Raw genomic sequence first — 18,479 nt, forward strand, 5'->3', positions numbered from 1 at the left:
CGCTGATGAGCCGCTACCGGTACGGGGCCTACCACGATGGGCCCGACCCGCTCGCCCCGCCGTACGACGTCCGCGACGCGCTCGACGCGATGGGCGACTCGGTGCTCGAAGGCAACCGGCCCGACGACGCGCTGCGCGAGCTGCTGCGGCGGGGACTGCCGGGAGCCGAGGGCCGGCGGGGGCTCGACGACCTGCTCCGGCAGGTCCGCGACAGGCGGCGCGAGCTGCGCGACCGAGGCCGGCTCGACGGGACGCTGGAGCAGGCACGGGCGCTGCTCGACACCGCGATCGGGCAGGAACGCGCCGAGCTGTTCCCCGATCCGAGCGACGAGGCCCGGCTGCGCGAGGCCGAGCTCGACACGTTGCCGCGCGACACCGCGCAGGCGATCCGGCGGCTGTCGGACTACGAGTGGCGTTCGCCCGCGGCCCGCCAGACGTTCGAGCGGCTCAAGGACCTGCTGCGGCGCGACGTGCTCGACGCGCAGTTCCAGGGCATGAAACAGGCGCTGCAAAGCCAGGACCCGCAGATGATGGAGCGGGTCAAGGACATGATGGCCGCGCTCAACGAGATGCTCGACAAGGACGCGCGCGGCGAGCACACCCAGGACGACTTCGACCGATTCATTCAGCAGTACGGGGATTTCTTCCCGGACCAGCCGCAGAATCTCGACGAACTGGTCGACTCCCTGGCCCGCCGCGCGGCGGCCATGGACCGGCTGCTCGCCTCCCTCAGCCCCGAGCAGCGCGAGGAGCTGGCCGGGCTGATGCAGCAGACCTTGCAGGACGCGGGCCTGGCCATGGAGATGTCGCGGCTGAACGACGCGCTCCGCGCCCGGCGCCCCGAGCTCGGCTGGGGCGGCCAGGAACGGATGACCGGCGACGACCCGCTCGGCGTGGGCGACGCGACGACGGCGCTGGCCGAGCTCGCCGACCTGGCCGAGCTGGAGGCCGCGCTCGGGCAGGACTACCCCGGCGCCCGGCTCGACGACATCGACGAGGCGGCCGTCCGTCGCGCGCTCGGCCGGCAGGCGGTCGACGACCTCGCCGAGCTGCGCCGGATCGAGAAGGAGCTCGAACGCCAGGGCTACCTGCAGCGCAAGCGCGGCAAGCTGGAGCTCACCCCCAAGGCCGTGCGGCGCCTCGGCGAGACGGCCCTGCGCCGGGTGTTCTCGCAGCTGGAGGCGGGCCGCCGAGGCGACCACGACCAGCGCGACGCCGGGCAGGCGGGCGAGCTGACCGGCTCCAGCCGCGAGTGGCGGTTCGGCGACGAGCAGCCGCTCGACGTCGTCCGTACGATCGGCAACGCCGTCCACCGGGGCGCCATGGAACGCCCGGCCGCGCCCTCACCGCACAAGCGCGCCAACGGCGTGCGGCTGACCGTGGACGACTTCGAGGTCCACGAGACCGAACGGCGCACCGCCGCCGCCGTCTGCCTGCTCGTCGACCTGTCGTACTCGATGGTGCTGCGCGGCACCTGGGCGGCGGCCAAGCAGACCACCCTGGCCCTGCACACCCTGGTGACCAGCAAGTATCCGCAGGACGCCATCCAGATCATCGGCTTCTCCAACTACGCCCGGGTGCTGCATCCGACGGAGATGACGGGGCTCGACTGGGACATGGTGCAGGGCACCAACCTCCACCACGCGCTGATGATCGCGGGTCGTCATCTGGACAAGCACCCAGACTTCGAGCCGATCGTGCTGGTGGTCACCGACGGTGAGCCGACCGCCCATCTTCGGTCCGACGGCCGGTCGATGTTCGACTACCCGCCGTCCGCCGACACGCTCGTGCTGACGATGGCCGAGGTCGACAAGATGACCCGGCGCGGGGCCTCGCTCAACGTCTTCATGCTGGCCGACGACCGGCGGCTGGTGTCGTTCGTGGAGGAGGTCGCGCGGCGCAACGGCGGCCGGGTCTTCGCGCCCGACGCCGAGCGGCTCGGCGAGTACGTCGTGAGCGACTACCTACGAGTACGGCGCGGCCGCCGCTAGCGTTGGCGCCATGTCGAAATCCGATCGCCTGCTGCTCATCCTGCACCTCGGCTTCGCGATCTTCACCCTGGGCCCGCTGACCGCCGCGACGATGGCCACACCGCGGTTCATCCGCCGGCGGGACACCGTCGTGCTCCGGTATCTCAACCGGACGACGAGGATCTACGGGCTGGGCACCCTCGGCATCCTGCTCTTCGGCGTCTACCTCGCCAAGGGCGACTTCGCGAGGGTCTGGCTGACGGCGTCACTGACGCTGTTCGCCGTGGCCCTCGTTCTGCTGATGCTGGTGGAACGCGACCAGCGCAGAGCGATCCACAAGCTGGAGGTCGCCGAGGCCGAGGCGGCTCCCGCCGCCTCCGCCGACAACGACAAGGCCGAGACCAAGGACGGGGCCGACGAGGCCGCCGAGCCACCCGCGCCCGACGACATCGCCCAGGTCGAACGCGGCCGGATCGCCTCCATGTCGGGCGTGGTCGCGCTGCTCTGGCTGGTGATCCTGTTCCTGATGGTCTGGTACGACTAGATCGACGTCAGCGCGTCCGGGACCTGATCCAGGACAGGAGCTCCGGATAGACGGTCTCGTCGTTCATGAGCCCGTTGCCGTGCAGGTCGCCCGGCACGGTCTTGACCCTGACGGGCACGCCGACGCCGCGCAAGGCGCTGGCCAGGCCGGTGCTCTGGGTCACCGGAACGAAGTCGCCCTGGCTGTGGACGAGCAGCATGGGCGCGTCGCCCCGGCTGGCGTGGGTCGCGGAATTGGCGTCGTCCACCCGCTCCCAGCAGGCGGGGCTGGCCTGGCTCGGCACACAGCCGAGAAGCTTGATGACCGCGCCGCGCAGGCTGCTCTGGGCACGGGACGCCGTCGCGGCGATCCCGTCCTGGTAGGCCAGGTAGGGGGTGTTGACGGGTGACAACGCGGCCACGCCGCGCACCTGCCCCGCGCCGGTGCCGACGGTGCCGAGCTGCGTCGCCAGATGGCCGCCCGCGGACGCGCCGACCACGACGATCCGCCGGGGGTCGACGTTCCACGACCTGGCGTGCTTCTTGACGAACGCGAGCGCGGCCTGGGCGTCGGTGCGCTGGGCGGGCCAGTGCGCCATGCCCGACAGGCGGTAGTCGGCGGCGAAGACCGTGAACCCCTGCGTCGTCAGGCGTCGCGCGAAGTACTTCCAGCCGGTCTTGCTGCCCCCGCGCCACGAGCCGCCGTGCAGGAGCAGGACACCCGGACGGGCCGGCTGCTTGCGCGCCTGCTTCCTGGACTTGGACGCCGCGCGCCAGTAGACGTCGACCCGCTGGCGCGGGTGCCGCCCGTAAGCGTAGGTGCGCTGGCTCGGCGGTTTCGGCGTCACGATGACCGCGCGGGCGGAGACGACCGAGGAGTCGGACCGGGCGGGCGGCGACGGAGGGGTGGTCGTCGTGGACGAGGACCGCTCCTCGGTCAGCTTGGGCGCGGGCGGCTCCGCCTGCGCTCCCGCCGGCACGGCCACGGCCGACAGGCAGGTCGCGGCGACGGCCGCCCCGGCAACCAGCACCTTGCGCACTCGGGCCCCTTTCTAGGCGGAACCTGGCGCGCACATCATAAAGCCTTGATCACCCCCATGGCCCCCGGAACCCCACGGATACCGGGGAGCGCGGGGCTCAGGCGAGGGCCCGGTCCAGATCGCGGAGGAGGTCGTCGACGTTCTCGATGCCGACCGAGAGGCGGACGAGGTCGCCGGGGACCTCCAGCGGCGAGCCGACGGCCGAGGCGTGCGTCATGCGGCCCGGATGCTCGATCAGCGACTCCACGCCGCCCAGCGACTCGCCGAGCGTGAACAGCTTGGTGCGCTCGCAGACGCGGACGGCCGCCTCCTCGGAGGCCATCCGGAACGACACCATGCCCCCGAAGGCCTTCATCTGCTTGGCGGCCGTGTCGTGGCCCGGGTGGCCGGGCAGCCCCGGGTAGAGGACCTCGGTGACCGCCGGGTGGCGGCTCAGCATGCCGGCGACGGCCTCGGCGTTGGCGCAGTGCCGGTCCATCCGAACGGCCAGGGTCTTGATGCCGCGCAGGGTCAGCCACGCGTCGAACGGGCCCGCGACCGCGCCCATCGCGTTCTGGTGGAAGGTGAGCCGCTCGCCGAGCCCGGGGTCGGCGACGATCAGCGCGCCGCCGACCACGTCGGAGTGGCCGCCGATGTACTTGGTGGTGGAGTGCACGACCACGTCGGCGCCGAGGGCCAGGGGCTGCTGGAGGTAGGGCGAGGCGAACGTGTTGTCCACGGCCAGCAGTGCCCCGGCGTCGTGGGCGACGGAGGCCAGCGCGGCGATGTCGGCGATGCCCAGCAGCGGGTTGGTCGGCGTCTCGATCCAGACGAGCTTCGTCTCCGGGCGGATCGCCGCGCGGAGGGCGGCGACGTCGTTCAGCGGTACCGGGTCGAACGTCACGCCCCACGGCTCGGCGACCTTCGCGAACAGCCGGTAGGTGCCGCCGTACGCGTCGTTAGGGATGACGACGTGGTCACCGGGCTTGAGCACCGTACGCAGCAGCGCGTCCTCAGCGGCGAGTCCGGACGCGAACGCCAGGCCGCGTACTCCGCCCTCTATCTCGGCCAGGCAGGTCTCCAGCGCCGTCCGGGTCGGGTTGGCCGACCGCGAGTACTCGTAGCCGCCGCGCAGCCCGCCGACGCCGTCCTGCTTGTACGTGGAGACCTGGTAGATCGGGGGGACGACCGCACCCGTCGTCGGGTCGGCCTCCTGCCCCGCGTGGATGGCCAGCGTCTCGAACCCGTGGTGAACGTCGTTGTCCATGAGCACGAGGCTACCCACCCGGTGCGCTACCCGAGGACGAGGGATCCGCCGGATCCACCCCGCAGGTATCAGGCCGGGGTTGGCTTCGCAGCGGGACCACAACGAGAAATCTGATCTTTAGCGTCTTCAGCATTCCCCCATACATCTCAGCTGAAGGAAAGACGCATGTTCGCATGGCTCGCGCGCGTCGTCGTCAGACATCCGTGGTGGACGATCCTGGCCTGGCTGGTCGCCGCCGCCGCGGTCATCATGACGGCGCCCGAAATCAAGACCCAGGACGACACGTCCGACTTCCTCCCGTCCAAGTACGAGTCGATCCAGGCGGCGAAGATCGCTGACCGGGCGTTCCCGCAGCAGGACGAGGAATCGGCGCTCATCGTGATGAAGCGCGCCGACGGCGCGCCGCTCTCGGCGGCCGACAGCGCCAGGATCGCGCAGACGGCCACGGCGCTGACGGCCCGCAAACCCGCGGTGGTCCGCGCCTACACCACCGGACCCGACACCATCGCGCCCAACAAGGCCGTCCAGCTCATCGGCATGCCGATGATCGGTGACGACGACGACAAGATGAGCGCGGCGGTCAAGGAGGTGCGCGGCCAGCTTCCCGCCCAGCTGGCGGGCAGCGGCCTGGAGGCCAAGATCGGCGGCAATGTCGCCGCGTGGGTCGACAACGAGAAGTCGTTCGAGCAGTCGTTCGAGGTCGTCGGGATCGCGACGTTCATCCTGATCATCGGGCTGATCCTGCTGATCTTCCGGGCACCGCTGGCCGCGCTGCTGCCGCTGCTGGTGATCACCGCGACGATGCAGGTGGTGAACGGGCTGATCGCGTTCGCGGCGAACGCCTTCGGCTGGGAGGTGGGTGACGACCTCGGCATCATCATGCTGATCGTGCTGTTCGGCATCGGCACCGACTACATCCTGTTCCTGCTCTTCCGCTTCCGCGAACGGCTGCGGGCGGGCGACGACAAGAAGACCGCGATGATCGTGTCGATGGAGCGGGTCGGCGAGGTCATCTTCTCGGCCGCGGGGGCCGTCGCGGTCGCGTTCCTGGTGATGCTGCTGGCCGCGTTCGGCGGCTTCGGCCCGATGGGCCCGGCGCTGGCGATCGCCGTCGTCGTCATGGCGATCACCTCGCTCACGCTGGTCCCGGCGATCGTCTCGCTGCTCGGCACCGCCGTGTTCTGGCCGTCGAAGGCCTGGCGGCGCCAGCCCAAGGGCACCAGCGCCGCGGCGCTCGGCCGGCTGGTCGGGCGGCGCCCCGCGCTGGTCGCCCTGGTCTCCGGCGCGCTGCTGGTGGGCCTGGCGGCCGGGGTGTTCTCGTTCAAGAGCAACAACGACTTCTTCGCCGGGTTCCCGCAGGACACCGAGTCGGCGCAGGCCGGCAAGGACATGGAGAAGGGTTTCCCGCCCGGGCTGACGACGCCGGTCACCGTCTACCTCAAGCGCACCGACGGGCAGCCGATCTCCGCGGCGCAGGTGTCCTCGTTCAGCGCGAAGGCCAAGGGCGTGCCCGGCGTGGGCCGCGTCCAGCAACCGCAGAGCAGCAAGGCCGACCGGTCGGTGGCGAGCGTCGACCTGCTGCTCAAGCAGAACCCGCTGTCGGCGGAGTCGATCGAGCTGGTGCGCGGCGACCTGCGGGACGCGGTGCACAAGGCGGCGCCGCCCGGTACCCGCGCCTATGTCGGCGGTGAGACCTCGACGTTCGCCGACATCAACAACGTCATGAACCGCGACCTGTCGGTGATCCTGCCCGTGGCGGCGTTGCTCATCGCCCTCATCCTGGCCCTGCTGTTGCGCAGCCTGGTGGCGCCGGTCTACCTGGTCGCGGTGGTGCTGCTCGGCTTCGCGGCGACGCTGGGCGCGGCGGTCTACACGTTCCAGGGCGCACTGGGCGAGCCCGGGATCACTTTCCAGCTGCCGACGATCCTCTACCTGTTCGTGCTGGCGATCGGCACCGACTACAACATTCTGCTGACCGCGCGGCTGCGGGAGGAGGCGAAGGAGGGGAACGACCCGCGCCGGGCCGCCGCGCTGGCCGTCGAGCACGGCGGGCCGACCGTCGCCGCGGCCGGCCTCATCCTCGCCGGGACCTTCTCGGTGATGATGCTGGCGAAGGTCTCGATGCTCCAGCAGATCGGCTTCTCGGTGGCGATCGGGATCGTGTTGTCGGCGTTCGTGATCTCGATCTTCCTGGTGCCCGCGCTCACCGCGCTGCTCGGGCACAAGGCGTGGTGGCCCGGTCACGGCGACGAGCCGCCGGTGCGCCCGGGCCGGGATCCGCTGGAGGACCGGCTCGCCCACTCCGGACGGCACGCCAGGCAGCCCTGACGCCCGCCCGCGAAGGGCGTCATGCCTGATCGGAAGAGGTCCGACAGCAGGAGGGTGGACCTAGGTCCACCCTCCTGGAGGAGGAGATCCTCCCCCGGAGGTATCAGGTGATAGTTCGGCGCTCAGGGTGACCACAAATGGGAGAACGTTCCATACGGTTGACCAGTATCGCTGGATAAATCACTCTCTGAAGGAATCTGCATGTTTTCACGGCTCGCGCGGTTCGTCGTGAGACACCCGTGGTGGACGATCTTGGCGTGGGTCGTCGCCGCCGTCGCCATCGTGGCTCTCGCCCCGAGTATCGAAACGAAATCTGACCAGGCGGACTTCCTGCCCGCCAAATACGAGTCCATCCAGGCCGCGAAGCTGGCCGAGAAGTCGTTCCCGCAGGCCGCGGACGCCACCGCGTTCGTCGTGGTCAAGCGGGCCGACGGCGCGAAGATCACCCCGGCCGACAGCACCAAGATCACACAGGTCGCGCAGACGCTGACCGCCAAGAAGTACCCGCGCGTGGTGGGCCTGCAGACCAACGCGGAGAGCGTGGCGCCCAACCAGGGCTTCCAGCTGATCAACGTGGCGCTGAAGGGCACGGACCAGAACGCCCAGAAGGATCAGGGCGAAGCGATCAAGAACATGCGTAAGGACCTGCCCGGTGCTCTGGGCGGCGACCTCACCGCCAAGATCGGTGGCGACACCGCGGGCTGGGTGGACAACGAGGACTCCTTCACGCAGTCCATGGCGCTCGTCACCGGTGGCACGTTCGTTCTGATCATCGCCCTGATCCTGCTGATCTTCCGGGCGCCGATCGCCGCGATCCTGCCGATCCTGGTCATCATCGCCACCGAGATCGTGACGATGAAGGTGATCGGCGCGGCGTCCAAACTGCTGGACTTCTCCGGTGACGACAGCCTGCAGATCATCTTGACGATCGTGCTGTTCGGCATCGGCGCGGACTACTACCTGTTCCTGCTGTTCCGCTTCCGCGAACGGCTGCGGGCGGGCGACGACAAGAAGACCGCGATGATCACCACGGTCGAGCGGGTGGGCGAGGTCATCACCTCCGCCGCGGCCGCCATCGCGGTGACGTTCCTGGTGCTGATGTTCGCCGCGTTCGGCATCTTCTCCGCGTGGGGCCCCTCGCTGGCCATCGCCGTGATCGTCATGGGCATCACGTCGCTGACCCTGTTCCCGGCGCTCATCTCGCTGCTGGGCACGGCCATCTTCTGGCCGTCGAAGTCCTGGAAGAAGGAGCCCAAGGCCACGCTCGCGACCGGGATGGGCCGGATGGTCGGCAAGCGCCCCGCGCTCGTCGCCCTCGGTTCCGGTGCCCTGCTGGTCGTCCTGGCCCTCGGTGCGTTCGGGTTCAAGGCCGACTACGACTTCCAGGCGAGCTTCCCGCAGGACACCGAGTCGGCCCAGGCCGCGAAGGAGATGCAGAAGGGCTTCCCGCCCGGCCTGACCCAGCCGGTCCAGGTCTACCTGGAGTCCACCGACGGGCAGCCGATCGCCAAGGACAAGGTGACCGCCTTCAGCCAGCAGGCCAAGTCACTGCCGGGCGTGGGCGGCGTCCAGCCGGCGCAGGAGGCCCCGGGCGGCAAGGTGGTCCAGATCGACCTGCTGCTCAAGAAGAACCCGAACAGCAACGCCTCGATCGAACTGGTCAAGGACGATCTGCGGCCGGCCGCGCACGACATCGCCCCGGCCGGAACCAAGATGCTGGTGGGCGGCACCACCGCGATCTACGGTGACATCAACAAGGTCGTCAACCGCGACCTGTCAGTGATCCTCCCGATCGCGGGCGTGCTGATCGCGCTGATCCTGCTCGTCCTGCTGCGGTCGGTGGTCGCACCGCTCTACCTGGTGCCGATCGTGCTCCTCGGCTTCGCCGCGACGATGGGCTCGGCGGTGTTCGTCTTCCAGGGCGCGATGGGGCAGCCCGGTGAGATCTTCCACCTGCCGATCATGTTGTACCTGTTCGTGCTGGCCATCGGGACCGACTACAACATCCTGATGACCGCGCGACTGCGCGAGGAGGCCAAGGCAGGCCACGAGCCGCGCAAGGCCGCGGCCCTGGCGGTCCAGCACGGCGGCCCGACCGTCGCCGCGGCCGGGCTCGTCCTGGCGGCCACCTTCTCGGTGATGCTGGTGGCGAAGGTCACGATGCTCCAGCAGATGGGCGGCTCCATCGCGATGGGCATCGCGCTGTCGGCCTTCGTGATGGCCATCTTCCTGGTGCCCGGCATCACCGCGCTGCTGGGCCGCGCGGCCTGGTGGCCCGGCCACGGCGCCGACCCCAAGAAGGCCGCGCCGGACGCCCAGGGTCCGGGCGAGACCCGCGAGGACTTCGTCCCCTCGGGTTACCGCTCCTAAAGCGTTGGATTGCGGCGTGGAGGTCTGAAATAGCCGCCCACGACCCCACGCCGCAATTCAACTTCATGAGAAGGCGAAGCGCCGGAGATCGGCTCGGATCTCCGGCGCTTCGCCGCGTTCACGCCCAGGTCGGGAACGACCCGCGGCCAGGAGGGTGGGTCAGGACGAGCCGGCCGCGAGGAAGGCGAGGACGTCCTGCCGGGTGATGAGGCCCTTGGGCTTGCCGTCCACGAGGACGACCGCGCCGCCGGCCTTCTCCAGGACCTCGACGGCCTTGCTCACCGGCTCGCCGGAGCCGAGCGTCGGCAGCGGCGCGGACATGTGAGCCTCCAGCGGGTCCGACAGCCGCGCCCGGTCCTTGACCAGCACGTCGAGCAGGTCGCTCTCGACGATGGAGCCGACGACCTCGGCCGCCATGACCGGCGGCTCCTCCTTCATCACCGGGAGCTGCGACACCCCGTACTCGCGCATGATCGCGATCGCGGTCTGCACGCTCTCGTGCGGGTGGACGTGCACGAACTCCGGCAACGTGCCGCCCTTGCGGGTGAGCACCTCGCCCACCGGGGTCTCCTCGGTGGACGGCGCGAGGAAGCCGTAGTCGGCCATCCACTCGTCGTTGAAGATCTTCGACAGGTAGCCCCGGCCGCCGTCCGGCAGCAGCACCACGATCACCGCGTCCGGCTCCGCCGCGGCGGCGACCCGCAGCGCGGCGACGACCGCCATCCCGCAGGAGCCGCCGACCAGCAGGCCCTCCTCACGGGCCAGCCGCCGCGTCATGACGAACGAGTCGCGGTCGGAGACGGCGATGACCTCGTCGCAGATGTCCCGGTCGTAGGTCTCCGGCCAGATGTCCTCGCCGACGCCCTCGGTGAGGTAGGGACGGCCGCTGCCGCCGGAGTAGACCGACCCCTCCGGGTCGGCTCCGATGATCTTCACTCGGCCGCCGGAGACCTCCTTGAGGTACTTGCCGGTACCGCTGATGGTGCCGCCGGTGCCGATGCCGGCGACGAAGTGCGTGATCCGCCCCTCGGTCTGCTCCCAGAGCTCCGGCCCCGTCGTCTCGTAGTGCGAGCGCGGGTTGTTGGGGTTGGTGTACTGGTTGGGCTTCCAGGCACCGGGGATCTCGGCCGCGAGCCGGTCCGAGACCGAGTAGTAGGAGTCCGGGTGCTCCGGCGAGACCGCTGTCGGGCAGATGACCACCTCGGCCCCGTACGCCCGCAGCACGTCGATCTTGTCCTTGGCGACCTTGTCAGGGCAGACGAAGACGCAGCGGTAGCCGCGCTCCTGGGCGACGATGGCCAGGCCCACCCCGGTGTTGCCCGAGGTCGGCTCGACGATCGTGCCGCCCGGCCGGAGCTCTCCCGAGGCCTCGGCGGCGTCGATCATCCGGACCGCGATGCGGTCCTTCACCGAACCGCCGGGGTTGAAGTACTCGACCTTGGCCAGCACCTGCGGCGCCTGGTCGCCGGTCACCTTGCGCAACCGGACGAGCGGTGTGTTGCCCATCAGCTCGACGAGCGAATCATGTACGTGCACGCGACGTCCTTGTCGGGTTTCAACAGGTTTGCATCCACGTTCAGGCCGTGTGTACTTCGGGTGTACTGCGGCGAAGCAGGATGCGCATTCGGATAGATTCCAGTTTCCGACGGTAGCCCACATCGGCCGCCGGGGGCAGCCTCGGTCCTACGGGGTACACCCTTGTCATGACGGAGGGTAAGCGACGATGCTGAGAGCGTTGACCGCGCGGCGCATCGCGACCGCGGCCGCGTACGGGGGAGGCGGGATCACCGCGCTGGGCGGGATGACGTTCGGGTTGATCGTCATGGAGGCCAAGATGGCCCGCCGGATCATCCAGGCCACGCCGTACGGCGAACCGCCCCGCGCCGACGACCTCTACGGCGGCCGGCTGCCCGGCGAGCCCATCTCCTTCGTCGTGCTCGGCGACTCGACCGCGGCCGGGCTCGGCGTGGACGAGCCGGACGAGACGCCCGCCGCCCTGCTGGCCGCCGGGCTGTCGGCGATCGCCGCCCGCCCGGTGTGGCTGACGAACGTCGCCAAGTCGGGCTCCCGGTCGGAGGCGCTGGCCGAACAGGTCGCCCGCGCGCTGGAGGCGGAGCCCGAGATCGCCGTCATCATGATCGGCGCGAACGACGTCACCGGGCGCGTGCCCGCCGCCGAGTCCGTCCGCCATCTGGCCGCCGCCGTCGAACGCCTGCGCGCCGCGGGCTGCGAGGTCGTCGTGGGCACGTGTCCCGACCTGGGCTCGGTCAAGCCCCTCATGCAGCCGCTGCGGTGGATCGCGCGCCGTGCCAGCCGCCAGCTCGCCGCGGCCCAGACGATCGCCGTGGTCGAACGCGGCGCCCGGTCGGTCTCACTCGGCGACCTCCTCGGCCGCGAGTTCGCCGCCGACCCGCTCGCGATGTTCAGCGACGACCGCTACCACCCCTCCGCGCACGGCTACGCCGCGGCGGCGATGGCGCTGCTGCCCTCGATGGCCGCCGCGCTCGACCTCGACACCGATCCCGAAGCGCTGCCCGATCCCCGGCACGGCGAAGGCGTGCTGCCGGTCTACCTGGCCGCCGCCGAGGCGGCCGAAGAGCCCGGCACCGAGGTCGCGGGCACCAGCGTCGCCGGCCGCGCACGCGGGCCGCGCGGCGCCTGGGCCACGCTCCTGCGCCGCCGCCGCGACCCGATCGCCGACGAGGACGTGGAGGACGCGTCGTCCGGCGACGGCGTCGTCCCGGGCACCGCGGGCGCCGCCTGACCCCGGTCCTGCCCGCGCCGGATCGCAGGGTGCCGGAAACGGCTCCGGATCTGTAGTGCCTCTGTTACGTTCTGTTGTTGCGGCGACGGGCGGGGGCATGCCGCAGGCGCGCCTCGGGGCCTGGCAGCCGGTTCGCGGCAGGCCGTGCCGTCGTTCTCCGATTCGGTGACGGCCGGCACTGTCATCCATCGCGCTCGCTGAGGAGCTACCCCCATGGCCTCGCACACCCGACAACGACCACGTTCCGCGACCGCCACGGCACACCTGGCCATGGCGGCGCTCCTGCTGGGGGCGGCGGGGTGCTCCAGCGGCCCGGGCGCGAGCGGCGCCGCGGCCGCGCAGGGCTGGTCCGGCAAGGGCGTCAACACCGTGAGCCGTCCCGTCGCGGGCGCGGGTGTCACCGCCGTGACGGGGCTGCGCCCCGACGGCTCGCTGGAGACGTCGGTGTTCGACCTGTCCAAGGGCCGCAAGCTGTGGTCACGCCCGGCCACGATGGTCGGCCGGCTGTCCGGGATGGGCGTCCAGCCGCCCGCGGTGGCCGGAGCCGAGGGACACGGCGTCGTGGTCTCGCTCGAACCGCAGAAGACCGGCAGGTGGAAGGCGACGCTGGTCGCCCGTGACGCCCGTACCGGCGCGCAGAAGTGGGTGCGCCCGGTGGACTCGACGTTCGGCCCGGTGCGCTGCGGCGCCTACCTCTGCCTCTCGGAGTTCACCGCCCGCAAGAACGCCCGGTTCGTCGTGCTCGACCCCGCGGCGAGCGGCAGGCAGCTGTGGAAGACGGCCGGCATCGCCGAGGTCGAGTGGGCCGGCCCCACGACGGTCGTGCTGTTCCGGATGGCCGAGCATCCGACGCTGGAGGCCCGCGACCTGGCGACCGGCAGGACGCTGTGGACCTTCCCGGTCGAACGCGCCGTCGGCGCGGGCGTCAACCTCTCCGGCGGCTGGGCGTTCGGCTCGCTCGGTGACGTCCTCGTCGGTTACGTGGCCCCCTACCAGCAGCGCAAGGGCCGGTCGCTGTCCGCGTTCGGCTTCTTCGGCCTCAACATGGCGACCGGCAAGCCGATCTGGGTCCGCAAGCGCCTGCTGCGCGTCTACCCCAGCGCCAACCCGGCCGTCGCGTTGATCACCCGTCAGGTCACCGCGGCGGGCGGCTACGGCGGCTTCGAACAGCTCGACCCGCGGACGGGACGGACGACCGGCACGATCTCCGCGGACAGGGCGCCCAAATCCGCCTGGTGGCTGGCCTTCCCCGCCGACCTGTCCCGGCTCGGCTTCCTGTCGCAGGGGCGGGCCGGCTCTGCCTACGATCTGCGCACCTCGGCCCAGGCGAAGACCAAGGGCACGCGCGCCTGGTCGTTCTGCACGGTCGACCCGGCCGAGCTGAAGATCACCGGTCAGCGCGGCTTCTATCCGGTCGCGCCGCTGTGCGCGTACGACCTGGCCACCGGCCAGAAGATCGGCCAGGCGGGCCCGCCGCCCGGGTGGTACACCGGAGCCGTCGACGGGTGGCGCGTCTGGCGGGACGAACGCGGCGTCCTGCACGCGGTCAAGGACGCCAAGGGCACGACGCCCGGCATGTACGGCTTCTGATCCGGCGGCGGGACCGGGGCGCGGAGGGGCAAAGTTGTCTCCGGTGTGAGCAAGCGCGCACTTATTGGACTCACCGTCCATAAGCTCCGGGCCCCGCCGTGTACGCCCGCCCCGGCAGCGGCTAGATTGCTTAGTGACCGGTGAGTAACACCGTCGCCGGGACAGCCACCGGCCGCTCAGACAGGGAGATCCGACATGCCCGAGGCAGTCATCGTCGCCACCGCGCGCTCGCCGATCGGCCGCGCCTTCAAGGGTTCGCTGAAGGACCTGCGCCCGGACGACCTCACCGCCCAGATGATCACCGCGGCCATGGCCAAGGTGCCGCAGCTCGACCCGAGCCAGATCGACGACCTGCTGCTCGGCTGTGGCCTGCCCGGCGGCGAGCAGGGCTACAACCAGGCCAAGGTGGTCGCCACGCTGCTCGGCTGGGACAGCGTGCCCGGCGCGACGATCACCCGCTACTGCTCCTCCTCGCTGCAGACCTCCCGGATGGCGCTGCACGCGATCAAGGCGGGCGAGGCCGACGTCATCATCTCGGCGGGCGTCGAGATGGTCAGCCGCTTCGCCAAGGGCAGCAGCGACGGCCTGCCCGACACCCAGAACCCGCTGTTCTCCGACGCCGAGGCCCGTACCGCCAAGACGGCCGAGGGCGGCGCCGGCCTCTGGCACGACCCGCGCGAGGACGGGGCGCTGCCCGACGTCTACATCGCGATGGGCCAGACCGCCGAGAACGTCGCGGGCATCCGCAGCGTGAGCCGCCAGGCCCAGGACGAGTTCGGCGTCCGCTCGCAGAACCTCGCCGAAAAGGCCCTCGCCAACGGGTTCTGGGAGAAGGACATCACCCCCGCCACCCTGCCCGACGGCACGGTCGTGTCCAAGGACGACGGCCCGCGGCCCGGCACCACCTACGACAAGGTGTCGCAGCTTCAGCCGGTGTTCCGCCCCGACGGCACCGTCACCGCCGGCAACTGCTGCCCGCTGAACGACGGCGCCGCCGCGGTCATCATCATGAGCGACACCAAGGCCGCCGAGCTCGGCATCACGCCGCTGGCCCGCATCGTCTCGACCGGCGTCACCGGCCTGTCCCCCGAGATCATGGGCCTCGGCCCGGTGGGCGCCTCCCAGCGCGCGCTGGCCCTGGCGGGGCTGACCATCGACGACATCGACCTGGTCGAGATCAACGAGGCGTTCGCCGCGCAGGTGCTGCCGTCCGCGCAGGACCTCGGCGTCGACCTCGACAAGCTGAACGTCAACGGCGGCGCCATCGCGGTCGGCCACCCGTTCGGCATGACCGGCGCCCGCATCACCTCCACGCTGATCAACTCGCTGCAGTTCCACGACAAGCAGTTCGGTCTGGAGACCATGTGCGTGGGCGGCGGCCAGGGCATGGCGATGGTGCTGGAGCGCCTCAGCTGACCCAGCTCCGAACAACGACGGGCCGCGCGAACGCGCGGGCCGCCGTCGTTTCTGCAGCTTCCTTACTTTTTATATGAACGATCGTCACCTAATGAATGATCTACGTTACGTAACGGATAGGTCCCCGTTAGGGGGTTGTCACATCCTGCCCGCTGTTGCAGAGTCGGCAGGAAGAGCCCCGCTTCCTGGAGGTGCCAATTGTCTTTGAACCACTCGCCGGAGACGCACAGCAAGCTGATAGCCCGCATCCCGCAAGTCACAGGACGTGACATCCCCGAGTGGTTCACCGCCATCGAGAACGGACCGGCCTTCCTCCGCTGCGAGGAGCGCTGCAACTGGCTCGCCGACGAGCACGGGCTCTCGCACGGCTACGCGGCCGCACTGGTCCGCGAGCACGAGCGCACCCGCCGGGCGCGCCACTACTGACTGACCGCCGCGCCGGCCACGACGCCGGGAGCGCGGCACCCCCCCCCGACGACTTCGCGGGATCCCGCCGACGGACGATCTCCGCCGTCGCACCGCTACGCGACGCGACTTCGGCGCAGAGATCCCGCAACTGATTCGCCCCCTGCCGGATCGGCTCCGGCAGGGGGCGAGTCATGTTCCGGGGTCGTTACTCGCGGAAGTACGAGAGCAGTCGCAGGATCTCCAGGTAGATCCACACGAGGCTCAGCGTGAGCCCGAAGGCGCAGAACCAGGCGAACTTCTCCGGCGCGCCCGCACGCACGCCCTGCTCGATGGAGTCGAAGTCCAGCAGCAGGAAGAAGCAGCCGACCAGGATGGCGATCACGCTGAACGCGATGCCGAGCGGGCCGTTGTCGCGGATCCCGATGCCGGAGTCGTTGAAGATCCCGACGACCAGGTTGACGAGCATGAGGGCGACGAGCGCCAGCCCTGCCGCGCACACGAACCGGGCCAGCTTGGGCGTCACTCGGATGATCTTCAGCGAGTGCACCGCGAGGACCGCGGCGAACGCGAGCGCGGTGCCGATGACCGCCTGGAAGACGATCCCCGCGTAGAGCGTCTCGTAGTAGTGGCTGACCGCGCCGACGCCGACACCGTAGACGGCCGAGAACACCAGCACCAGCGGCGCGTTGGCCTTGCCCGAGAAGCTGATGAACAGGCCGATGCCGAGCTGCATCAGGAAGGCGACCACCGCGATGGCCAGCGCGGTCTGCACCGGCACGAACGCCCAGGTCAGCGCACCGGTGAGCACCAGGGTGCCCAGGCTCATGAAGCCACGGATGACGACGTCGTCGTAGGTCATCGTCCGCTGGCTCGGGGGCGCGTAGGACGGCGCGTCGTACATGTCCTGGAGCTGCTGCGGAGGCGGCGCGCCGTAGCCGCCCCCCTGCCCACCGAAGGCATTGCCCCGGAACGCCGGGTTCCTGCTCTCCATTGCTGCCTCCACTCAGGCTTACCTGTCAGATCATCCTAAAGGCTGCGGGCGTATCGCGGTGCCTCCGCATCGTGACGGCTCGGTATCGGGACCTGCGCGGCGGCCGGCGCCCGCGGAAAGGACGCCGGCCGCGATCGTGCCCCCGGTCGGATTTGAACCGACACCTGAGGCTCTTTTAGGGAGCCTGCCTCTGCCGTTGGGCCACAGGGGCGGCGCAATCATACCCAGGCTCATTCCCAGTCCCACCTGCACACTGTCCGGCCGAGCCCCCCTTTTCCACCGAATCCGCACCCCATTTCAGGCCAGACGCCCCGAGCCGGGACAGAACGCTGAAATAAGGACAGGGATGCAAAATGGGGAGCGATACGTCCGCTACGGCGCGCCATCCGCATGGACCGTGAACGCCTCGACCATCGTGGCGCCCGCGCGGCCATCGCGATCACGGCGAATCGCGCAGATCTCGTGGACGCCGACCCGGCCGCTCTCGCACGCCAGCGCGGAGGCGGCGAGATAGAGCAGCCACACCCTCGCCCGGCCGGCCCCCGCGAGCTCTGCGCATTCGGCCCAGTGCCGCTGGAGGTTGGCCGCCCACGCGCGCAGCGTCCGGGCGTGGTGCTCGCGCAGCGCGGTCACGCCGCGCACCTCCAGCCCGGCCGCCTCCACCTCGGCGACGAGCTCACCGAGCGGGCGCAGTTCGCCGTCCTCGGGGAACATGTAGCTGGTCGTGAACGTCCGCCGGATCTGGTGCGGGCCGGGCCGCCGCACGGGTTCCTGGATCAGCAGCCGGCCGCCGGGGGCCAGCAGTTCGTAGAGCCGGGGCATGTCCCGGCCCAGCGCCTCCAGGCCCGCCAGCCCCACGATCGCGTCGTACGGCCCGCCGCCCGCGGCGGCGAGATCGCGGTCGCGTGGTTCGACGCGGTCGGCCAGCCCCGCGGCGGCGGCCCGTTCGCGGACGTGTTCGACCTGCACCGGCGAACGGGTGAGGCCGACGACGCGCACGCGGTACTGCTCGGCCAGGTGGCACGCGAGGGCACCCCAGGCGCAGTTGAGATCGAGCACGCGGGCGCCGGGGAACAGGCCGAGCCGTTCGGCCACCGAGTCGAACGCGGCCCGCTGCGCCCCCTGGAGATCCACCGCGCCGTCCCATGCCCCGGTGCCGTGCGCCATCCCGGCGCCGAACAGCCGGGCGAAGAACTCCGGGGCGGCCTCCAGCGGCGCTCCGTCGCCGGCCCCGCGCCGGCCTGACCGGAACTCCTCGGGCGGCGGCTTGGGCTCCGGGCCCACGGCGCCGAGCGTCACCGCGGTACGGACGATCTCGCGCTTGTCGTCGGTACTGAGCCGGATCGGCTCGTCGCCGATGCGCATGACCCGCTGCACGGCGCCGAGCGCAGCGAAGACGTCACCCTCGATGTCCAGCTCACCGGCGACGTAGGCGCGGGCGAGCCCCATCTCGCCGGGCTTCCACAACAGCCGGCGCAGCGCCCGCCGGTGCCGGATGACGAACGCGGGCGCGGTGGCGGGGCCGATCGTGCTGCCGTCCCAGGCGCGGACCCGGATCGGCAGGTCGGCGGCAGCCGCCGGGCCGTCACCGTCCTCGGCACCGAGCATGATCTTGGTGAGCAGCGGGGCGAGCCGGGAGGCCACACCGTCCTGCACGACGCGTGCCTCCTCTCAGCCTCGGGCTCGGGCGTGTCTCAAAGCCAGCTGCCCTACTACGCGACGCCCAGGTGCGCACCTCACGGAGTTGTCGTCAGTCGACGGCCAAACCCGGGCCGACTCCCTCCTCCGCCCCCGCGATGCACGCACCTGGACGCCGCTCGCTACGGGCGCCGAC

Annotated in this window: 13 protein-coding genes and 1 tRNA gene; 8 read left to right on the forward strand and 6 right to left on the reverse strand. The window is 70.8% G+C overall.

The genetic code is table 11. The features are described 5' to 3' along the window. Window positions 1-5 precede the first annotated feature (5 nt). Both ABD333_RS21490 and ABD333_RS21495 read left to right on the forward strand, forming a co-directional pair. On the forward strand, window positions 6-1,991 hold the full coding sequence (locus ABD333_RS21490) for a vWA domain-containing protein (RefSeq protein WP_344543495.1): 1,986 nt from the start codon (window positions 6-8) through the stop codon (window positions 1,989-1,991). Between the two features lie 10 nt (window positions 1,992-2,001). After that, window positions 2,002-2,514 (forward strand): hypothetical protein, encoded by a 513-nt coding sequence (locus ABD333_RS21495; protein WP_344543496.1) that lies wholly within the window; start codon window positions 2,002-2,004, stop codon window positions 2,512-2,514. A 7-nt stretch (window positions 2,515-2,521) separates the two neighbouring features. On the opposite strand, the gene ABD333_RS21500 is transcribed toward ABD333_RS21495, so the two are convergent. Both ABD333_RS21500 and ABD333_RS21505 read right to left on the reverse strand, forming a co-directional pair. Then, window positions 2,522-3,532, reverse strand: coding sequence for an alpha/beta hydrolase (locus ABD333_RS21500; RefSeq protein ID WP_344543498.1), 1,011 nt, complete (start codon window positions 3,530-3,532; stop codon window positions 2,522-2,524). Between the two features lie 97 nt (window positions 3,533-3,629). Next, window positions 3,630-4,778 carry a cystathionine gamma-synthase gene (locus tag ABD333_RS21505; RefSeq protein WP_344543500.1) on the reverse strand — a complete coding sequence of 383 codons (1,149 nt, stop codon included), beginning with the start codon at window positions 4,776-4,778 and terminating at the stop codon, window positions 3,630-3,632. A 165-nt stretch (window positions 4,779-4,943) separates the two neighbouring features. Between ABD333_RS21505 and ABD333_RS21510 the strand changes: the two genes are divergently transcribed. Then, a complete protein-coding gene (locus tag ABD333_RS21510; protein WP_344543501.1) occupies window positions 4,944-7,106 on the forward strand; it encodes an MMPL family transporter in 2,163 nt (720 codons plus the stop codon). A 201-nt stretch (window positions 7,107-7,307) separates the two neighbouring features. Beyond that, the gene (locus tag ABD333_RS21515; protein ID WP_344543503.1) at window positions 7,308-9,476 is read left to right on the forward strand and encodes an MMPL family transporter; all 2,169 of its coding nucleotides are present in this window, start codon (window positions 7,308-7,310) and stop codon (window positions 9,474-9,476) included. Window positions 9,477-9,635: 159 nt separating this feature from the next. On the opposite strand, the gene ABD333_RS21520 is transcribed toward ABD333_RS21515, so the two are convergent. Beyond that, window positions 9,636-11,012, reverse strand: a complete 1,377-nt coding sequence (locus ABD333_RS21520) for a cystathionine beta-synthase (protein ID WP_344543505.1) — start codon at window positions 11,010-11,012, stop codon at window positions 9,636-9,638. 187 nt (window positions 11,013-11,199) lie between these two features. Between ABD333_RS21520 and ABD333_RS21525 the strand changes: the two genes are divergently transcribed. The 4 genes from ABD333_RS21525 to ABD333_RS21540 all read left to right on the forward strand — a co-directional run bounded on the left by ABD333_RS21525 (window position 11,200) and on the right by ABD333_RS21540 (window position 15,672). Next, window positions 11,200-12,240 carry an SGNH/GDSL hydrolase family protein gene (locus tag ABD333_RS21525; RefSeq protein ID WP_344543506.1) on the forward strand — a complete coding sequence of 347 codons (1,041 nt, stop codon included), beginning with the start codon at window positions 11,200-11,202 and terminating at the stop codon, window positions 12,238-12,240. Between the two features lie 213 nt (window positions 12,241-12,453). After that, window positions 12,454-13,830, forward strand: coding sequence for an outer membrane protein assembly factor BamB family protein (locus tag ABD333_RS21530; RefSeq protein WP_344543508.1), 1,377 nt, complete (start codon window positions 12,454-12,456; stop codon window positions 13,828-13,830). A gap of 195 nt (window positions 13,831-14,025) precedes the next feature. Beyond that, on the forward strand, window positions 14,026-15,246 hold the full coding sequence (locus ABD333_RS21535) for an acetyl-CoA C-acetyltransferase (protein ID WP_344543510.1): 1,221 nt from the start codon (window positions 14,026-14,028) through the stop codon (window positions 15,244-15,246). Window positions 15,247-15,444: 198 nt separating this feature from the next. Then, on the forward strand, window positions 15,445-15,672 hold the full coding sequence (locus tag ABD333_RS21540) for a DUF4287 domain-containing protein (protein ID WP_151565633.1): 228 nt from the start codon (window positions 15,445-15,447) through the stop codon (window positions 15,670-15,672). A 187-nt stretch (window positions 15,673-15,859) separates the two neighbouring features. Here the strand turns inward: ABD333_RS21540 and ABD333_RS21545 are convergent, their stop codons facing one another. The 3 genes from ABD333_RS21545 to ABD333_RS21555 all read right to left on the reverse strand — a co-directional run bounded on the left by ABD333_RS21545 (window position 15,860) and on the right by ABD333_RS21555 (window position 18,301). Beyond that, a complete protein-coding gene (locus tag ABD333_RS21545; RefSeq protein WP_344543514.1) occupies window positions 15,860-16,645 on the reverse strand; it encodes a Bax inhibitor-1/YccA family protein in 786 nt (261 codons plus the stop codon). 137 nt (window positions 16,646-16,782) lie between these two features. Then, window positions 16,783-16,856, reverse strand: a tRNA-Leu gene (locus tag ABD333_RS21550). A gap of 161 nt (window positions 16,857-17,017) precedes the next feature. After that, entirely contained in the window at window positions 17,018-18,301 is a 1,284-nt protein-coding gene (locus ABD333_RS21555) for a class I SAM-dependent methyltransferase (protein WP_344543516.1), read from the reverse strand. Window positions 18,302-18,479 lie beyond the last annotated feature (178 nt).

The organism is Actinomadura fulvescens, from assembly GCF_039533225.1.
Lineage (GTDB): Bacteria > Actinomycetota > Actinomycetes > Streptosporangiales > Streptosporangiaceae > Spirillospora > Spirillospora fulvescens.